At 31.3% G+C, this 18430-nt stretch carries 19 protein-coding genes and 1 pseudogene; 9 read left to right on the top strand and 11 right to left on the bottom strand.

The annotated features are described in order from the left end of the window. The first annotated feature begins 138 nt into the window (after window positions 1-138). The gene (locus HMPREF2897_RS03610) at window positions 139-969 is read left to right on the top strand and encodes an ATP-binding cassette domain-containing protein (protein ID WP_070592687.1); all 831 of its coding nucleotides are present in this window, start codon (window positions 139-141) and stop codon (window positions 967-969) included. Window positions 970-1798: 829 nt separating this feature from the next. Here HMPREF2897_RS03610 and HMPREF2897_RS03600 read toward each other — a convergent pair. Further along, window positions 1799-1972, bottom strand: a complete 174-nt coding sequence (locus tag HMPREF2897_RS03600) for a hypothetical protein (RefSeq protein ID WP_001831077.1) — start codon at window positions 1970-1972, stop codon at window positions 1799-1801. Window positions 1973-2172: 200 nt separating this feature from the next. On the opposite strand from HMPREF2897_RS03600, the gene HMPREF2897_RS03595 reads away from it, so the two are divergent. From HMPREF2897_RS03595 to brnQ, 5 genes are all read left to right on the top strand, one after another. Further along, window positions 2173-2982, top strand: a complete 810-nt coding sequence (locus HMPREF2897_RS03595) for a VOC family protein (RefSeq protein WP_002491006.1) — start codon at window positions 2173-2175, stop codon at window positions 2980-2982. A gap of 24 nt (window positions 2983-3006) precedes the next feature. After that, window positions 3007-3210: a DUF6501 family protein gene (locus tag HMPREF2897_RS03590; protein ID WP_001831030.1), complete on the top strand. Its 204-nt coding sequence runs from the start codon at window positions 3007-3009 to the stop codon at window positions 3208-3210. A gap of 177 nt (window positions 3211-3387) precedes the next feature. Then, entirely contained in the window at window positions 3388-4179 is a 792-nt protein-coding gene (locus HMPREF2897_RS03585) for an ATP-binding protein (RefSeq protein ID WP_002457650.1), read from the top strand. A gap of 12 nt (window positions 4180-4191) precedes the next feature. Then, window positions 4192-6081 carry a vWA domain-containing protein gene (locus HMPREF2897_RS03580; RefSeq protein WP_002486102.1) on the top strand — a complete coding sequence of 630 codons (1890 nt, stop codon included), beginning with the start codon at window positions 4192-4194 and terminating at the stop codon, window positions 6079-6081. A gap of 186 nt (window positions 6082-6267) precedes the next feature. Beyond that, window positions 6268-7611, top strand: a complete 1344-nt coding sequence (gene brnQ, locus HMPREF2897_RS03575) for a branched-chain amino acid-like transporter carrier protein BrnQ3 (protein ID WP_002476126.1) — start codon at window positions 6268-6270, stop codon at window positions 7609-7611. 75 nt (window positions 7612-7686) lie between these two features. Here brnQ and HMPREF2897_RS03570 read toward each other — a convergent pair whose 3' ends face one another. From HMPREF2897_RS03570 to HMPREF2897_RS03560, 3 genes are read right to left on the bottom strand one after another with little or no spacing between them, the layout of a single operon-like run. Then, on the bottom strand, window positions 7687-8817 hold the full coding sequence (locus tag HMPREF2897_RS03570) for a toxic anion resistance protein (protein WP_002489995.1): 1131 nt from the start codon (window positions 8815-8817) through the stop codon (window positions 7687-7689). Between the two features lie 22 nt (window positions 8818-8839). After that, a complete protein-coding gene (locus tag HMPREF2897_RS03565) occupies window positions 8840-9466 on the bottom strand; it encodes a 5-bromo-4-chloroindolyl phosphate hydrolysis family protein (protein WP_002495747.1) in 627 nt (208 codons plus the stop codon). Window positions 9467-9505: 39 nt separating this feature from the next. Further along, entirely contained in the window at window positions 9506-9775 is a 270-nt protein-coding gene (locus HMPREF2897_RS03560) for an acylphosphatase (RefSeq protein WP_001831190.1), read from the bottom strand. A 158-nt stretch (window positions 9776-9933) separates the two neighbouring features. On the opposite strand from HMPREF2897_RS03560, the gene msaA reads away from it, so the two are divergent. The 3 genes and pseudogenes from msaA to HMPREF2897_RS12165 form a co-directional block, all read left to right on the top strand. Continuing rightward, complete coding sequence (gene msaA / locus HMPREF2897_RS03555) at window positions 9934-10242, top strand: regulatory protein MsaA (RefSeq protein WP_002446415.1); 309 nt, start codon at window positions 9934-9936, stop codon at window positions 10240-10242. 180 nt (window positions 10243-10422) lie between these two features. Continuing rightward, window positions 10423-10623 carry a cold shock protein CspA gene (cspA, locus tag HMPREF2897_RS03550; RefSeq protein ID WP_001831260.1) on the top strand — a complete coding sequence of 67 codons (201 nt, stop codon included), beginning with the start codon at window positions 10423-10425 and terminating at the stop codon, window positions 10621-10623. Between the two features lie 418 nt (window positions 10624-11041). Further along, window positions 11042-11242, top strand: a pseudogene (locus HMPREF2897_RS12165) (hypothetical protein); the annotation flags it as partial. 131 nt (window positions 11243-11373) lie between these two features. Here HMPREF2897_RS12165 and lysA read toward each other — a convergent pair. The 7 genes from lysA to HMPREF2897_RS03515 form a co-directional block, all read right to left on the bottom strand. After that, window positions 11374-12639 (bottom strand): diaminopimelate decarboxylase, encoded by a 1266-nt coding sequence (gene lysA, locus HMPREF2897_RS03545; protein ID WP_070592686.1) that lies wholly within the window; start codon window positions 12637-12639, stop codon window positions 11374-11376. Next, the gene (locus tag HMPREF2897_RS03540; protein WP_002476122.1) at window positions 12640-13713 is read right to left on the bottom strand and encodes an alanine racemase; all 1074 of its coding nucleotides are present in this window, start codon (window positions 13711-13713) and stop codon (window positions 12640-12642) included. It abuts the gene before it with no gap. A gap of 5 nt (window positions 13714-13718) precedes the next feature. Then, complete coding sequence (locus HMPREF2897_RS03535; RefSeq protein ID WP_002476112.1) at window positions 13719-14870, bottom strand: amidohydrolase; 1152 nt, start codon at window positions 14868-14870, stop codon at window positions 13719-13721. A gap of 156 nt (window positions 14871-15026) precedes the next feature. Beyond that, a complete protein-coding gene (dapD, locus tag HMPREF2897_RS03530) occupies window positions 15027-15749 on the bottom strand; it encodes a 2,3,4,5-tetrahydropyridine-2,6-dicarboxylate N-acetyltransferase (RefSeq protein ID WP_002490004.1) in 723 nt (240 codons plus the stop codon). A 21-nt stretch (window positions 15750-15770) separates the two neighbouring features. Continuing rightward, a complete protein-coding gene (gene dapB, locus HMPREF2897_RS03525) occupies window positions 15771-16493 on the bottom strand; it encodes a 4-hydroxy-tetrahydrodipicolinate reductase (protein ID WP_002476108.1) in 723 nt (240 codons plus the stop codon). Then, window positions 16493-17377 (bottom strand): 4-hydroxy-tetrahydrodipicolinate synthase, encoded by an 885-nt coding sequence (dapA, locus tag HMPREF2897_RS03520; RefSeq protein WP_070592685.1) that lies wholly within the window; start codon window positions 17375-17377, stop codon window positions 16493-16495. Before dapA ends, dapB begins: the two co-directional genes overlap by 1 nt. Before the next feature lies 1 nt (window position 17378). Then, a complete protein-coding gene (locus tag HMPREF2897_RS03515) occupies window positions 17379-18368 on the bottom strand; it encodes an aspartate-semialdehyde dehydrogenase (RefSeq protein WP_046044544.1) in 990 nt (329 codons plus the stop codon). Window positions 18369-18430 lie beyond the last annotated feature (62 nt).

Genomic DNA, 18430 nt, shown 5'->3' with positions numbered 1-18430 from the left:
TATATAATTCCCACTAATTGGGGTCAGTCCAAAATCGTCGTTGTTTTTTTGTTTAATATGCACTAGGTATTAGGAAAATTGAACTATTTATTGATAGAATATATATTAAACGTATACTATATTTATTAGGAGTAAAAAATGTCACTTAGTGCTATTGAAGGAGTTCACATTACAAAACAATTTAATAAGCAAAACATACTTAATGATTTAAATTTTAGAGTACCGAAACATTCAATAACGTTAGTAAATGGTAAAAATGGTTCAGGTAAAAGTATAACTTTAAAAATTATTGCTGGTTTAATTACTCAATTTGATGGATCATTATTAATAAATGGCAAAATTAGTTATGCTGTAGATATCTTTCCTAATAATTTAAGTTTAACGATTAACGAATATTTTGAATTTCTATTAAAAGTTCATTCTAATAATCAAACTAAAGTCAAACTTAATTACCTTATAAATCATCTTAAATTATCGTCATTTTTGAACCAAAAATTAAAAGACTGTTCAAAAAGTACAAAGCAGAAAGTCAATGTTATTCAATGTTTAATTAAAAACGCTGACATATATATTTTAGATGAACCATTTTCTGGATTAGATCAGAATGCTACAAAATTTCTGATAAATTATCTAGAGTGGTTAAAATTATCATCAACAATTATTTTAACATCTCATGAATTGAATCAACTTATAAATATTACTACGCATATCTTAAATATTGAAACAGGTATTTTTTATATTAACGATATAAATAAAAATCATTTAGTAGTTACTTCAAAACTAATTGTAGTTAAAAATGATTCTGTTACAATTAACTTACTAAAAGAAATACAAAATCAAAAAATTACATATACTGACAATAACAAAATATCCATCCAAACTAATCAAAACGATTTGAATTTAGTACTGAAACAATTAATCGTGCATAACTGTGAAATTCTTGAGATTAAGGATGTGAAAAACTTTTGATTGCATTTACACAATATCAGTTTAGAAATTATTTTAAATCTTATCAATTTATACCACCTATACTCTTCTTTGTGATATGGATCATCATTCAATATTTATACAAAGGTCAACCTATTCTTTCTAGTTATGCATCTAGCAGTATAGGCTTATTGATTATCTCGTGTTGGTTAACTATTAGCATTTGGAATTTAGAATCTTTGAACGAAAAATATTTGCTCTTTACCCAATTAGAATCTAAATTACTTTTTCTCATTAGTAAGTGGTTTTTCATATCTTTAATTCATTTAATGTTAATTTTACTATCTTTATTCTACCCATTAATACTAAATAGGTTTTCCGAAGATATTACTCTCAATCAATATATAATCGCACTAACGTTACATATTGTTGTAAGCATTATTGGGATGCTCATTTCTACTTTAATTCATAATATTAATTTCTTATCTTATAAGTACACTTTCCTATTTATAGCGCTTATAATAATTGTTAGTCTCAGTCGTCCTTCTTTAGTACAATCATATTCATTACTGAATTATATATTATGGGCAGTTCCTCCAATTGGAGATTTAATTACACTTTTTAAATCTGATACCCCTGATAATGCTATGTTGCTAATAAAAACTTTTACTATCTTTATTTATATTATAATCTTAATTGGTTTAAATATTATGATTTTCACTAAATCAGATCAAAAGTAATTTTAAATATAAGAATCGTTCATTCTAATAAAAAACTAAAAATAGTATCGAATGCAAATAAAAATACCTGTGAAGAAATTAAATAGCACCGATTTCTTTACAGGTAAACTATAACTTTTTAAATTCATCCATCATTGAGCAAGAAATATAACTTCTATAATCGCTAAGATAATAAACACAACAAATGCGATAGTAAAATATTTAAATCTTGGTTGTTGTTTATGATTTAAATTTGTAAATACCTCAATTGCGGAATAAACTGCTATTAGTACAGTAACTGCAAATATAATCCATAAATTAGACATACTCATGCCTCCTTGATTACTTCTTTAATTACATTTTAATACATACAAAATATTTAGCCAATCTGTATGTTTTATTTTTCTAATAAATAATAAATCAACAACAAATAAATATCTATCTTTATATGAGTGTTCATCATATTCAAGTGTTACAAAATACGTTATAATGTTATCTGTAAAGATAAATAGAGGAGTGTCAGTTAATGAGTGGACTTAGAAGTGTCACTTTAGGAACGAACGATTTATCTAAAACGAAAGAATTATTTAACCACATCATTGGTTTACAACATTCAACTAAAAATGAACATGCCATAAGATTTGGTGACGCTAATTTAAGTCCTGGAACGCGTGTTCACTTTGTTGAGGTTCCAGAGGAAGATTATAAAAATCCACACATAGATAGTGTTGGACTTAGAACACCTTCTGATTCTGGATTAGTAGAATATCAAACTATTTTTGACAAGTTTAATATATCCTATAGTTCAATCACTGAACTTAATGGACTTAAACATTTCACTTTTAAAGATCATAATCAACAAAAATTTGATATTTATTCTAACGAGTTAAATACTGGTATAGGCTTAGGTATGCCTACTTTCGATAGTCCTGTTAACCCTTTACATCAAGTTCAAGGCTTAGGTCCAGTCATTATTAAGGTGAACGAGTTATCTGTCACCACTTCTATTCTCACACAAGTATTTCAATTAGATTTATTTGCTGAATATCTTCCACATGAAGATGCACAACAACCTATTCAAGTGTTTCGTATAGGTGAAGGTGGTCTTGGTGGTGAAATCCATTTATTTGAAAGCGATGAAGATATTCAAATGAATACACACGGGCCTATTGAGCAAGTGGAATTCTCTACAAGTGATACTCAATTGTATCTTCAAGCAAAAAATCGTTTAGATGAGATAGGTGTTCCATATCAAACTCTTGAACAGGATACTTCAGAATCTCTTAGAATCACTGAAAATAGTGGCATTTCATTTATTTATACACTTGAAAAGTAAATATGATTTAAGGATGGTTATTACATGTTACATGAAACTTGGAAAGAACGTACACCAATTAAAAAAGTAGAAGTGACAAATACTGATGCCAAAAAATTTACAGTTGCAGATATGCTAACTATCGGCAAACAGTATGATGTTATTAACGAAACTGAAGAATATTATCAAATTATAGATAATTCAGGTTTAGTAGGTGGCTATTACAAAGACTACTTCAAAGAGATATAATTTAATCTCTTTCAACTAAATACGTTATCATTGCAATGGATATATTTTTCAATCATCAGTTTACATTAACTCAATAATGACTAAATAAGTCATTTATTTTAATCATTTTAAATAAGACTAAGACTATGCACCAAAAACTAATGTCTTAGTCTTTTTTAACATTAAAGGATGGGAATTATGGTACAAACAGTTTACAAAAATTCAGATCAAACAGTTTTTGAGGATGCTAAAGCTTTATTTCAATTAAATAAGAACATACTACTAAAAGGGCCAACAGGATCAGGAAAAACCAAGCTTGCCGAAACGTTAAGTCATGTTATGAATTTACCTATGCATCAAGTTAATTGTTCAGTAGATCTAGATACTGAAAGCTTATTAGGTTTTAAAACAATTCAAACTAATGAAGAAGGTCACCAAGAAATTGTCTTCATTGATGGTCCTGTAATAAAAGCAATGAAAGAAGGTCACATTTTATATATAGATGAAATTAATATGGCAAAACCGGAAACATTACCTATACTTAACGGTGTATTAGATTATCGACGTCAATTGACAAACCCTTATACTGGTGAAGTGATTAAAGCAGCTCCTGGATTTAATGTAATTGCTGCTATTAATGAAGGTTATGTAGGAACATTACCAATGAATGAGGCTTTAAAAAATAGATTTATCGTCATAGAAGTAGATTATATAGATGGTGACATTCTTAAAACAGTCATTAAAGAGCAAAGTAAATTACAAGATGAACAATTGATTCAACATATCATTAAATTTAACGAAGATTTACGTACTATGACCAAGCAAGGTCAAATTTCTGAAGAGGCTGCAAGTATTCGAGCTTTAATCGACCTTAGTGATTTAGCAACTGTCATGCCTATTGAACGTGCGGTACAACGTACAATTATTGATAAATTAGAGGATGAGCGAGAACAACAAGCGATACTTAACGCTATCGAGCTTAATTTTTAAAGAGGGATAAAAATGAGTGATCGTTTTATAAAATTCAACGATGAACAATTAGATGCAAAACAAGTAATGATGTTACAAGACTTAGCACGTTTACTTTTAAAAAATGAACAAACACAAGTTAAAATACAAAAATTCCCTTACTATAATCCTTATAGTAATACACTCATTGCGAGTTGGTTTTGGTCTCATAGACCGAAACATATTGAACAAGCTGGACTGAAAACAGATGTCTTACTCGCAACGTATGGATATCTGAATATGGATCTTTCAATCATCAATCAAGTTTTACACAACAATGATTTCGAACACCCTAAGTTCTTTCATCAATTATTTAAACTTTTAGAGGATGTACGTATATTTGAACATATTAGACAACAAAGACCTAGCACTACAAAAATGATTGATTTACGCATAGAAACACGATTATCTTTCACAGAATCTCAAATTAATTTTTACAAAACTAAAACTGTATATACTGATTTACTTTTTCTTTATTTAGAGCATGCATTTTTAAGTCAAAACTTTTTTAATATTCCATCCATACATCCAGCATTTGATGACATTTTAGTTCATATGTATCAGTACTTACCAAATATTTTTCAGAATCATACATCAGAAGATAATATGTATTTAGCAGAACGTATCATGTATCAAGTGGATGATTTATTAAAGGAAGATATGCTAAATGAATATTACTACTTACCTCAAAAATTATATGAAGATATTTATGCAGATAGTTTTGAAGACTTAAAACGTACAGATGCGAGCAATACTGATGGTAAAGATAATCATCAGACAGAGGAAGATGTAGAAACAGCTGAAGCTGAAACAAAAGCCGCAGACAGTGAGTCTAAAGGCGGGGCATATTTAGAAATGGAGCTACATGAGGGTGAAAACAGTGAAGTTATGGCTGATAATGATACGGCTCGAGAAGGTGACAGCACTGATGATATGACTGATATGATGACTAAAAAAGGTAAAGGGTCAGAAAATACACTTGATCACGATGAAGGTGGATTTACAGGACAAAACCAGACTTTTGCTTTAAAAGGCATTAATAAAGACGTAAGTATTGAATGGAATATCCCTGATATTACACCGCAAAATGTGATAGATTATCAATATTCAAAAAATGATGTACAGTTTGAAATTAAAGATTTAATACAAATTATCGAAAAGACCATCGACAGAGAACATGAAGATGAAAGACACAATTTAACAAAGGGACGCTTACAAAAAGACCTTATTAATTGGTTTATTGATGATCAATTTAAGTTATTTTACAAAAAACAGGATTTAAGCAAGACTTTCGATGCAACATTTACATTACTCATCGATGCATCAGCGAGTATGCACGATAAAATGGATGAAACGATCAAGGGTGTCGTTTTGTTCCATGAAACTTTAAAATCTTTGAATATTAAACATGAAATACTAGCATTTAATGAAGATGCTTTTGAAGCTGACGAACGTCAACAACCAAATATCATTGATGAAATCATTAATTATAATTACTCTATCTTTGAAAAAGAAGGCCCACGTATCATGACATTAGAACCTCAAGATGATAATCGTGATGGCGTAGCTATCAGAATTGCGAGCGAGCGTTTATTACAAAGAAGTCATGAACAACGCTTTTTAATCGTATTCTCAGATGGAGAACCGTCTGCATTTAATTACAGTCAAGATGGTATTTTAGATACGTATGAAGCTGTTGAACGTGCGCGCAAATTTGGTATAGAAGTATTTAATGTCTTTCTTAGCCAAGAGCCAATTACTGAAGACATCGAACAAACCATTCATAACATATATGGCCAATTTGCTATATTTGTCGAAGGCGTGGAACATTTACCGAGTCACTTATCACCATTACTAAAAAAATTGTTACTTAAATCTTTATAAAAGTTAGTTTATCAATTCAAAATTTCTAACTTGTAACTTCATTAATATAAATCATTACGTATTTTTGACGAAGTAATTACATCAATTGTATAATGTTTTAATTTTCTGAAATTTTATATAGACTAATATTTCTTTATTATGATAGAATATTGAATGTTGCATTATTAGATAAAAAGGAGCAGCATTATGAATAAAAATACGTGGATTATAGGCTTTACTTTATTCGCTATGTTTTTTGGCGCAGGTAACCTTATATTTCCAACACAACTTGGACTCGAAAGTGGTCATTTCTTTTGGCCAGCCATACTAGCCTTTGCACTTACGGGTATTGGATTACCGCTTCTTGGCGTTGTGGTAGGCGCGCTTGATAAACATGGTTATATTGGGTCTTTTAATAAAATATCACCACGATTTTCATTAATATTTTTGATTATCATCTATCTCACTATAGGACCATTATTTGCGATACCACGTACAGCTTCAACTTCATTTGAAATGACTGTTACTCCTATTGCACATAATAGTGGGAATTTAGCATTATTTATTTTTACAGTAATCTATTTTTTAATCGTTCTTTATTTATGCTTGAATCCTAATAAGATGATAGATCGTATTGGTTCATTACTTACACCTTTATTACTTATTACCATTGTCGCTATGATCATTAAAGGTTTTGTAGATTTTGGTGGACATTCTTCAAATTACGGCATGACAAATGCTTATCATTCCAATTTAAGTGGATTTTCACAAGGATTTACACAAGGTTACCTTACAATGGATGCTATTGCTTCTATTGCGTTTTCAATGATTGTTGTTAATGCGATTAAAACAACAGGAATACAGCATGCTGATAAAATCTTTAAACAGACCATTATTGCTGGTCTCATAGCTGCAATCGCATTAGTATTTATATATATTTCGCTAGGGTACATAGGCAATCATATCAATATTCCTTCAGATACTCTAAAGGAATTGAAAGCTAAAGATCAAAATATAGGGACGTATTTACTCACAACAATGGCAATGAAGGGCTTTGGTACTTTCGGAAAATACTTACTTGGTATTATCGTATCATTAGCATGTTTAACTACTGCTTGTGGATTAATCGTATCAGTAAGTGAATATTTCCACAGAATAATACCTAAGATACCTTATAAAGTATTTGTGGTGTTTTTCATTTTAGTTAGTTTCATTTTAGCTAACCAAGGACTTAATTCCGTAATTAAAATGTCAGTCCCTGTACTCAGTGTAATCTATCCAGTGGCTATTACAGTTATTTTGTTAATACTCATTGCTCGCTTCATACCTACAAAACGTATTGCACAACAAATACCGTTAATTATTGTAGCAATTGAATCAATCTTAAGCTTAATAACGACACAAGGGTGGATACGTATTTCATTTATAGATAGTTTACCTTTAAAAGAATATTCACTTGAATGGTTCCCAATTGCTGTTGTAGCAACTCTTGTTGGTTACATGATTAGTTATTTTGTTAAACAATCTAACATTGTATATCAAAAAGAATAAGTAAATTTAAAATAAAAAACACTCGTCAAATAAGTGATAGACTAAATCTAAATCACATGTGACGAGTGTTTTTTATTATTTGCGCATAGCTAATAGATGCTGCTTCAAATCTTGTTCTAATTCATTAAGTTCCTTCTCTGCAACTTGACGTTTCTGCCTACCATCTTCTTGAATTTGAAGTGTTTGTTCAATTGTTTCAATAATGTCATTTTGTGTTGTCTTTAACGTTTCGATGTCAACGATGCCACGCTCATTCTCAGCTGCCGTTTCAATAGCGTTTTTCTTTAACATTGACGCATTTTGAGTAAGTAACTCATTCGTAGTATCGGTAACCGAACGTTGTGCTGAAACAGCATTTCTTTGTCTCATCAAAGTAAGGGCAATAGCCATTTGATTTTTCCATAAAGGAATACTTGTTAAAATTGAACTTTGAATTTTTTCGGCTAAAGCTTGGTTGACATTTTGTATCATACGGATTTGAGGTGCAGTTTGAATAGCAATTTGCCTAGATAATTGTAAATCATAAATGCGCTTATCTAAACGATCAACAAACTGTTCCATATCAGCAGTTGCCTGAATATCCATTTGATTACCAGTTTGATGCGCCTTTTCTCGTAACTGGGGTATGGTTTCTGTCAATATTTCTTTTTTCTTTTTCTGAGCCGCTAAGATATATAAAGAAACGTTATCAAAATAAGTTTTATTTTCCTGATATAATTGATCAAGAAATTCAACATCTTTCGTTAACTGATCTTTATGTTTTTCTAATTGAATAGTAATACGATCAATTTGAGAACTTACAGATTGCATTCTAGAAAACACTTCATTAATAGAAGCTTTAGTACGTTTAAATAAACGCTTTAATCTAGATTGTTTTTCTGGATTTATGTCATTTGGATTTACAGATTTTAATTTTCCCATTAATTGACTTAAAGTTTCCCCAACTGGTCCCATATCTTTTGATTGAACGTCATCTAAAATTTGATGAGAAAAATGAGACATCTTTTGTTGAAGATTAGCACCATATTTTAATAATCCTTCATGGTTAAGTGGCTCAATTTGCTCACTTATTGATTTAATTCTTTGTTTATCATTTTCAGTTAATTGCATTTCAAGATCTTCAGCGATTGTATGATGATCAGTTGATTGATTATCCATATAGTAATCAAGTGGATGTGATTGATTACTACTTTGTTCACTTACCATCTCACTCATCTCTCCATTTCTATTAATTATTATGTCGACGTTGCTGTTCTAATCTATTTAATTCTATTTCAACATCTAGTCGCTCATAATCTTCCTCATTAAGCCTTTTAAGATCAGCAATGAGCGTTCTTTTTATTTCATCTAGAGTAATACGTGTTTGTTCTAATTTTAGCTTTTCATCTTGCGACTTACGTGGCATTCTTGCAAGACGTGTATACGAGTCTACTAAGTTAAGGGCATTATCTAAATGAGAATAGAAAAAGCTTTCAACTTTAAAAAACATCGCGGGTCTTTGCTTAATGCTTGTATGAATAGAACGAGAAATTCGATATATATCATTTACTTGTCTAAAATCTTTGATTGAACGAATATTAATAAATGACTTTAAGATAGTTCTAATTTTAGTATGTGCATGATGAAGCTGTGATTGAACATATCTGTAATCTCTTCTTGATAAACCAATTTCATTAAGATACTTTCGTGAAGTGAGCCTTTGCGTAGGGAAGTATGATGCAATGAAACTACCAAAACTGATAAGCATGTCTATAATGAATGATAAATCCAACGCAAAAACAGTAATAAGCCAAACAATAAAGGCCACTGGTATACCCACTAACACTCCAAATATACGTGAAATGTTATATCTCAAGTGTCATCTTCCTTTATATTAAAGTCTTATATTATAAACCTAAATTGTCTTAAACTCTGATAAAGATTCATCAAGGTCTAATTCTTCAATATTGTAATTAGACACTTGTGAAGCCGGTGAAGCACCTTGGATCACAGAATCAATAAACTGTTCTAATTCTGTATCGTCGCCCTGAGCATATATATCTACATAGTCCTCAACATTTTGGACTGTACCTTTAATATTAAATTGATGAGCAATACGTTGCGTGTAAAATCTAAATCCTACACCTTGTACTGTACCAAAAACTTGAATATGTTTACGTTGCATAAAATCACCTCTTGTCTTTATTATACGTATTTTAATTGTAAAAAACTAATATTTGCTATTCAAAAAATTGTTTATATCACAAGGCTTGAAACTTGATTTTAAAACATGAAAAGTTAAAATTATTGTTGTAGCTTTATAGTAGGGAAGGGGAAATTATTATGTGGACAGTAGTCAAGATCAGGGCTGACTACGAAGGTTGGTGGCTATTTGATGATTGGCCACAAAAAATTGTGGAGCAATCAGAATTTACTACATACGAACAAATGATGGAGTATTACATAAATGTACTAAACCATAGTAAGAAATGTTACGACAATTATGTAGTAGGAAAGTATAATATACATGCTTTTTACAACAATTGTGATTTAAACTTTTGTGAAGACTGTGAGGAAGATTTACAAATATTTTATAGTTTTATTATTTTAAAAAATAATGAGGTTTATTTTAATCTTCCAAAAATAGATTGAATGATAATTTTCTATAATTGTATTGCAATTTAGCTATGACTAAACTATAATGATTATTAAGCAATTGTTTTATTCCATATTGCAAAGAATATTTGATTTATATTAGATTTTAGACATGTATTTTTTGTAATATGCGAATAATGCATATTGAAAGAATTTAGTCTTGGAGGTTTCAGAGTTATGAAACAAGGTACAGTTAAATGGTTTAATGCCGAAAAAGGTTTTGGTTTCATCGAAGTTGAAGGAGAAAACGACGTATTCGTACACTTCTCAGCAATTAACCAAGAAGGATACAAATCATTAGAAGAAGGTCAATCAGTTGAATTTGAAGTAGTTGAAGGCGATCGCGGTCCTCAAGCTGCAAACGTTGTTAAACTATAATAAATAGATTGTAATCATTGACTTTAACTAACACCTTACCAAGCAGTAAGGTGTTTTTTATATCAATACATACCGTATCACAGAAAGAAATTAATTTTAATTTCTTTCTGTTTTTTATGCCCAAAATAAGAATTATGACTATCTCATTATTTTTTTGCATGTCTGTGTTTAAAGAAAAGCATAACTTCTCCAAAACTTTCATTAAATAATATAGTCTACAATATAATTATTTATTGATTTATTATTTTAAACTCTTTATAATATAAGTAATAAGTAGGGGGAAGGAGATATTGTTATGCCAAATCCTTTTAAATTATTGCAGGTTTCAATTGGTCGTTTTTATTTTGGTTACCGTGGTCGTTTCATTAAATGGTAAATTTTAAAATTGAAAAATTAAGACTAAATAATTTATTCATATATCAGTATGATTTTATGTTATGTGGTCATAAAGATTACAGACAATATTAATAAAATCAAGTTTTTCCCTTCAAATTTCACAAATTTAGATACCGATAAAAGTTTTATTTTAAACTTATCAATAATGAGCTCTATTACTATTGTTTATATAATCATTATTTACCTCTTAGCAATTAGTATTTTCAGAAAAATTCAATTTTAAATTTCATTTAATTTAAAGTAAGTAAAAACGCCTCGGATAGATATACTGAACCTATCCAAGGCGTTTTTAAATAGTTTTTAAGCGATATCATATTGATAGTAGATGCGCTTTTACTCGCTCACTTTTTAGAATTATTTTGTATCATTAATAATTAATTGTCTCAATGATTGACGTTTAATCACTTCACGTGCTTTTCCATCTTTCAAGAAAAATACTGAAGGTTTTTGCATTTGATTATAATTTGAAGCCATTGAATAATGATACGCACCAGTAGAAAGTACTGCTAGATAATCACCTCTATGAACAGAAGAGGGTAATTGAGCATCTCGTACGATAATATCACCAGATTCACAGAGTTTACCTGCAATTGTTACAGATTCATTAGCTTTTTCATTTCTGTTAACTAACAACGCCTCATACTGTGCACCATAAAGTGCAGTTCGTATGTGATCACTCATTCCGCCATCAACTGATACATATTTATTAACTCCAGGAATATCTTTAATTGTACCAACCTCATATAAAGTGATACCTGCTTCTCCAACAATTGAACGGCCAGGTTCTATCCCAATTTCAGGAATATTGTACTGCAATGCTTGTGCAGTTTCTTTAATAGCTTCAGTAATTTCAGATATTCCTTGCTCAATAGGGAAGCTTTCATCTCCTTCGACATATTTAATTCCGAAACCACCACCTATGTTAAGCAAACTCACTTCAATTCGTTCACTTACTAACCAATTAAGCACAATTTTAGCTGTCTTAATCATCGCCTCAGTGCCTTCGATTTGAGAGCCAATATGGAAATGTATTCCTTTAAGTTGCAAATGTTTCGTTGCTTTTACTTTATTAACTGCATTTAATGCTAGACCGTGTTTGATTGATAATCCAAATTTACTATCTTCCTGTCCAGTTTGAATAAATTTATGTGTATGTGCTTCAACACCAGGGTTCACACGTAATACAACATCCACATTACTATCAGCATATTTATCAATAAGATCTATTTCCTCGAGCGTATCCACTACAAAATAACCAATCTGATTATCTAATGCATATTGAATCTCGCGTTTCGTCTTGTTGTTCCCATGGAAGTGAATACGTTTCGAATCAAATCCTGCTTCAAGAGCAGTATAAAGTTCACCTTCAGAAACAACATCTAATTGTAAATTTTCTTCATCAATTAATTTGACCATCTGAATACATGTGAAAGCTTTTGAGGCATAAGATATATTGTAGCTTAAACCACTTGCTTCAAATGCTTTATGATATCGTCTTATCTGATTACGAATTTGGTCTTCATCGTAAACAATCGAGGGTGTACCAAAACTTTGTGCAATAGTTTTTAAGCTTGTACCTCCCATTGTCAGTTCGCCGTTATCGTTATAATTAACTACCATTTATAAATACTCCTTTATAAGAGAATCGTGATTCATTGCGCTTAATTGTTCTGAATTTGCGCCAACACCTTTAAATGTAAATTCATCTATGCGTATATCCTTATTATATAATATGACTTCGTCTTGTGCATGAACTTCGTCATCAACTTCAATAAACATATGACTCATCATTAATGCTCTAATTGGATATCGCTTACCATTAATTATAGCTTCGTGTTTTGCTCTTGATTTTAGAATACCATCGCCATAACCTATATCAACAACAGCTAATTGAGTGTGGTCATTCTTTACTTCGAAGGCGAAACTATATCCACAATAATCACCTTTATTTACATCACGAACTTGTATAACATTACCTTTAACAGTCAAAGATTGAGTAATGCGTTCTTCATTTATAAGACTATATGGTCTTGAACCATAAAGGGCAATTCCAACTCTAGCATGAGTGTGATGAGGAAGTAACATTTGATTCTCACGAAAATAACTTGCACTATTTTGTGAATGTATCATATCAAAATGATAATTTTCATTTAAAAGTGTATTTATCAAGTTTAACCAAGCATCACGTTCCATTTTATATTCATCTACGTCAAATTCGTCTGCATAGCCAAAATGCGTCCATATTCCTGAAATAATCATTTTATCTTGATTATTTTGATCATGATCTTTTAAAACTTCACGTATTTCTTCGATATTTCTAAAACCAGAACGATGTAATAAATTTTCATATTCTAAATGTACATGAATGCCTTTTAAATCTTGTTTATATTTATAATAATAGTTTAAAGAGGGGAGTGTCATATGAATATCATAACGTTTTACTAAATCAAAATCATAAACAGGATTCATTAAAAATATAGTTGCTTCAGGTGCTATTTTTCTAACTCGTATAGCTTCATTTAATGAAGTTGTGCTAAATGTATTAATTTCCGCTTTTAAAAATGTTTTCACTGCAAACTCAAGTCCATAATGATATGCATTGTTTTTTACAACTGCCATTATTGGCTCGTTATTTTTTACTTTTACTGCATTCTGATAAAATGCTTCTGTATCTAATGACCAAATTGCTGTCAATTGCTTTACACCTCTTTATAATTTCTTAACAAATGCTCGTAATAATTTACAACGTCAATTAATATTTTCTCATCAAAATTAAGATGTGCAGTATGAAGACCAGTCACAAAACCTTTTTCCTTGTTTTGAGTACCAACAAATACAAAATATGAAGGGGCAAGTTGTTGACCATAAAAACTAAAATCTTCACCGAACAGGAAGGGGAGCTTTTTTTCAACAACTTCTAAATTTGCACCTTCTATAGCGTTCTCAACGGCTTGACGTAATTGTGGATGATTCATTGTTGGTGGATATCCTTCTTCAAATTTAACCTCACATTCAACATTAAATAATAATTGAACACTTTCCGCTATTTTATGCATTTGGTGTTTTACAATAGCCAAATCTTCAGTGTCATATGTACGAATAGTACCTTCAAGATAACCATGACTCGGTACTGTATTAATAGCTTCACCAGCTTCAAAATGACCCATATGAATAATGTTACGTTTCAATCCATTCAAATGAAACTGTTGGATTTGACCGATTTGACTTAAGACATGTTGTAACCCCTCACCACATGAATGACCTTGCTCCTTATCAGCAACATGACTTGATAATCCTTTTAAAAAGAAGCGATATTCAGTGGCACTTGCAGTGATTTCTTCATCCCGAATTACAATTTTACCTTCTTTTTCAAACGGATTAACGTGAAAACCAAATACCGCTTCAATAGGGTACTTGTCAAAAGCGCCAGCTTTGATTAAGCGATTAGCTCCTCCACCAGTTTCTTCGGCAGGTTGAAATATAAACACTACATTATGAGGTAATTCAGATTTGTCATACAATGCTTTACACCTTTTAACAAAAAGCATAAGTGCTGTCGTATGTCCATCATGACCACACGCGTGCATGACGTGATCATTTTTACTTTTAAAATCAATATCATTTTCTTCATAAATTGGTAACGCGTCTATATCTGCTCTGAATGCAATAGTGTGATGACTATTACCTTCCAAATAAGCAATAACACCAGTTTTAAGTGGTCGGTCGTAAGGTACGCCTAAATCCTCTAAAAATGATGTTATATACGATGTCGTCTCAAATTCATGTAAACTTAATTCTGGATATTGATGTAAATGTCTTCTGTGCAATGTAACGAATTCTAACTCGTTCATAAAATCATCCATCCCTTGTATAACTATTTCATTAATATTTCAATGTGTATCATTCTATAATAAAAAGGCGAAATGAATGATTAATGCATCCTATATAAATTAATCATTGGATTCCACCTTGAACATATTTTTTATCTACACAATTATTCTATGTCGTTATTCATTATTTAATTTACGCAGTGCAGACACAATCTCACGTTTTGAGTCTTGTACTTCTGAAGTTTGTTTAATTACTTTAGCAGGCGTACCAGCAACTACAGCACCAGCTGGCACATCTTGAGTTACAATAGCTCCAGCTGCTACAATAGCTCCTGCACCAACGCGTACACCTTCAAGAATAACAGCATTTGCTCCAATTAAAACATTGTCTTCAATGACAACTGGGGAAGCACTTGGAGGTTCAATGACACCAGCTAAAACAGCTCCTGCACCAACATGAACATTTTTTCCTGTTGTAGCTCGGCCACCAAGTGTTGCGTTCATGTCTATCATTGTTCCTTCACCTACAATAGCTCCAATATTAATCGTAGCACCCATCATAACCACAGCACCATCTTCAATGATAGCTTGCTCACGAATAAACGCACCTGGCTCAATACGAGCATTTGTGTTTGTTAAATCTTTAAGCGGTATAGCTGAATTACGACGATCCATCTCAATTTCTAATTCAGTGATTAATGAATGATTTTGTTGATAAAATTGTTTCCATTCATCTGCTTCACAGAAAATTACTTTTGAATGTTCTGAGCCAAAAACTTTAAAAGATTCTGGAAATGTCACATTTGTAAAATGACCATTTACATAAACTTTGAGTGGTGTTGATTTCTTAGCATCGCTAATATATTGAATGATTTCTTGAGCTGATAAATGTTGTACCATAATTTGAATAACTCCTTTGATTTATAGATTATTAAAAGTATAAAAACCTGGGTTTTTGTGAATTAATTTTTCTGCAGCGCCAATGGCACCATTTGCAAAGATATCTTTTGATTGTGCTCTATGTGAGATAGTAATTGTTTCATCAGTACCTGCAAATAAAATGTCATGTTCCCCGACAATCGTACCGCCACGAACAGCATGTATACCTATCTCATCATGTGTACGCTTCTCAGTTTTTTCGTGTCTATCATAAACAGGTGAGACATTGTCACGTAATTCTTTAATGACATCATACAATTTAACTAATGTGCCACTAGGAGCATCGACTTTTTTATTATGATGCGCTTCTGTCAGTTCGATATCGAAATCTTCGAGTAAGGGAACTGCAGTTTCTAATATTTTAGTTAATGCATGGACACCATAACTCATATTTGCACTAAAAAATACAGGTGTTCTTTGACTTAGCGTTTCCAATTTTTGTATTAACGTTTCTTTTTCACCTGTAGTTGCGATGACAAGAGGCAGATTGAATTGTTCTTCTAATAGAGGAAAGAGCAATTCAGGATTTGAAAAGTCAATAGCAACATCAGCTTCTTTACATTCACTAATGTGTTTATATTGAGAATAAGGTGTCGATGATTTTGGAGTTCTGTCTATGACTCCAACAATTTCATGACCTTTATCTTCAGCTAATCGTGCAACTCTTTGATTCATTGCACCATATCCAATTAGAAGTATGTTCATTATTGTTCACCTGCTTTAAATTGTTCAAATGCTCTTTCAACTTGTTTACATTGTGCTTCTTCTAGAGGCACTAATGGTAATCTCACTTCGTAATGACCATAACCCAAATATGCAGTTAGAACTTTAATAGGTATTGGGTTAACGTCAAGTGACAACGCTTCTAACAATTTTTCAATAGGTTTAAAGTAATTAGTAATATCGGTTTCATTTTGTCTATTATCATATAAATATTGAAATTCTTGTGGAATTACATTCGCAATTACAGAGATGACACCATTACCTCCACGTTGATAGAACTTCACAATATTGTCGTCATTCCCACTATATAATGCAAATTCATTTGCATTAATACGTTGTTTTACTTCATCAAAATACTCAAAATCATTTGTCGCATCTTTTAAAGCAACGATATATGGATTATGACTGAGAATTTCAACTGTTTCTGGCTCTATCGTCATGTTTGTTCGTGAGGGCACATTGTAAAGAATTACTGGTAATTTCACTTCATTTGCGATTGTCTCAAAATGTTGAATTAAACCACGCTGATTCGTTTTGTTGTAATAGGGCGTAATCAACATGACCGCATCTGCACCAATTTCTTTAGCACGTATTGAAGCTTGAATTGATTTATACGTATTATTAGTGCCAGTACCCGCAATAACAGGAACGCTATGATTTACGAGTTTAACTACTGTTGCCAATACTTTCTCTTTTTCTTCGTCAGTTAATGTAGGACTTTCTGCTGTAGTGCCATTCACTATAATTGCTTGGATATTGTTATCTAAAAGAAATTGAACATGTCTTTCTAATGCGTCGAAATCAACCTCATTATTGGTAAAGGGAGTCGCTAATGCTACACCAACGCCTTCAAACATGTGTGTCATATTATCTTGCCCCTTTCAAAGTTAAAATTTGTTCTAATACTTGAACTGCATTTAATGCTGCGCCTTTGAGTAAATTATCAGAGGTACACCATACGTGAAATGTATTTTCAAGAGAGTCATCTCGGCGAATACGTCCTACAAATACTTCATCTTTGCCAGTAGAATGAATGGCTAATGGATATTCATTTTTACTTGGATTATCTACAAGAACAACACGTTGATCTTGTGCAAATAATTCTTGTATCTCTTTAACTGTAGTATCTTGATTTAAAGTCACATCGATTTCAATACTGTGACTATCTTGTACTGGTACACGTACACATGTGGCAGTTACTTTTAAGTTTTGGTCGTTAAGAATTTTTTTCGTTTCATCAATCATTTTTTGTTCTTCTTTTGTATACCCATTTTCAAGAAAAACATCTATATGTGGTAATACATTATTGTAAATTGGATAGGGATATGCTTCAGGTTCTTTTCCATTAGCGCCTTCAGTTAAATCTCTTTTACCTTTAACACCAGAACCTGATACAGCTTGATAAGTCGTATAAGCGACACGTTTTAATCCATATGCATCTTGCAAAATTTTAAGAGGTACAACTGATTGAATTGTTGAGCAATTTGGATTAGCAATAATGCCACGTGTAAATTGAGGCTCATTCACTTCTGGAACAATTAAATCGACATCTTCAGCCATTCTCCATTGACTTGAATTATCAATAACAATGGCTCCAGCCGCCTCAAATAGTGGGGCAAAGTGCTCACTTGTGCTACCTCCCGCACTCATTAAAACATAATCAAAATGTTCACTTGCTGCTTCATCAGTTAATTCTTGAACAGTATACGATTGTCCTTGAAATTCAACTTTTTTTCCTGCTGAGCGAGCAGAAGAAAATAATACTAATTCATCAAAAGGTATTTGTTTTCGATCTAGTGTCTCTAACATTTTTGTTCCAACTAATCCTGTTGCTCCAGCTACTGCTAATCTTGTCATAATTAATAGTCACTCCATTCTTAATATTAGTAATTTTTAGAAAATTTATAATAAATATATCA

It is taken from the genome of Staphylococcus sp. HMSC065D05 (genome assembly GCF_001813195.1).
Taxonomy (GTDB): Bacteria; Bacillota; Bacilli; order Staphylococcales; family Staphylococcaceae; genus Staphylococcus; species Staphylococcus epidermidis.
The sequence above is the reverse complement of the archived record's forward strand: the minus strand, read 5'-3'. Positions and strand labels throughout refer to the sequence as shown.

Bases quoted from the DNA above. Each gene is read 5' to 3' on its own strand.
- HMPREF2897_RS03535 (WP_002476112.1), bottom strand. From the start codon at position 14,870: ATGAACGAGTTAGAATTCGTTACATTGCACAGAAGACATTTACATCAA.
- HMPREF2897_RS03560 (WP_001831190.1), bottom strand. From the start codon at position 9,775: ATGCAACGTAAACATATTCAAGTTTTTGGTACAGTACAAGGTGTAGGA.
- HMPREF2897_RS03515 (WP_046044544.1), bottom strand. From the start codon at position 18,368: ATGACAAGATTAGCAGTAGCTGGAGCAACAGGATTAGTTGGAACAAAA.
- HMPREF2897_RS03595 (WP_002491006.1), top strand. From the start codon at position 2,173: ATGAGTGGACTTAGAAGTGTCACTTTAGGAACGAACGATTTATCTAAA.
- msaA (WP_002446415.1), top strand. From the start codon at position 9,934: ATGTGGACAGTAGTCAAGATCAGGGCTGACTACGAAGGTTGGTGGCTA.
- HMPREF2897_RS03600 (WP_001831077.1), bottom strand. From the start codon at position 1,972: ATGTCTAATTTATGGATTATATTTGCAGTTACTGTACTAATAGCAGTT.
- HMPREF2897_RS03590 (WP_001831030.1), top strand. From the start codon at position 3,007: ATGTTACATGAAACTTGGAAAGAACGTACACCAATTAAAAAAGTAGAA.
- dapB (WP_002476108.1), bottom strand. From the start codon at position 16,493: ATGAACATACTTCTAATTGGATATGGTGCAATGAATCAAAGAGTTGCA.
- dapD (WP_002490004.1), bottom strand. From the start codon at position 15,749: ATGGTACAACATTTATCAGCTCAAGAAATCATTCAATATATTAGCGAT.
- HMPREF2897_RS03570 (WP_002489995.1), bottom strand. From the start codon at position 8,817: ATGGTAAGTGAACAAAGTAGTAATCAATCACATCCACTTGATTACTAT.
- brnQ (WP_002476126.1), top strand. From the start codon at position 6,268: ATGAATAAAAATACGTGGATTATAGGCTTTACTTTATTCGCTATGTTT.
- cspA (WP_001831260.1), top strand. From the start codon at position 10,423: ATGAAACAAGGTACAGTTAAATGGTTTAATGCCGAAAAAGGTTTTGGT.
- HMPREF2897_RS03580 (WP_002486102.1), top strand. From the start codon at position 4,192: ATGAGTGATCGTTTTATAAAATTCAACGATGAACAATTAGATGCAAAA.
- dapA (WP_070592685.1), bottom strand. From the start codon at position 17,377: ATGACACACATGTTTGAAGGCGTTGGTGTAGCATTAGCGACTCCCTTT.
- lysA (WP_070592686.1), bottom strand. From the start codon at position 12,639: ATGGTAGTTAATTATAACGATAACGGCGAACTGACAATGGGAGGTACA.
- HMPREF2897_RS03610 (WP_070592687.1), top strand. From the start codon at position 139: ATGTCACTTAGTGCTATTGAAGGAGTTCACATTACAAAACAATTTAAT.
- HMPREF2897_RS03585 (WP_002457650.1), top strand. From the start codon at position 3,388: ATGGTACAAACAGTTTACAAAAATTCAGATCAAACAGTTTTTGAGGAT.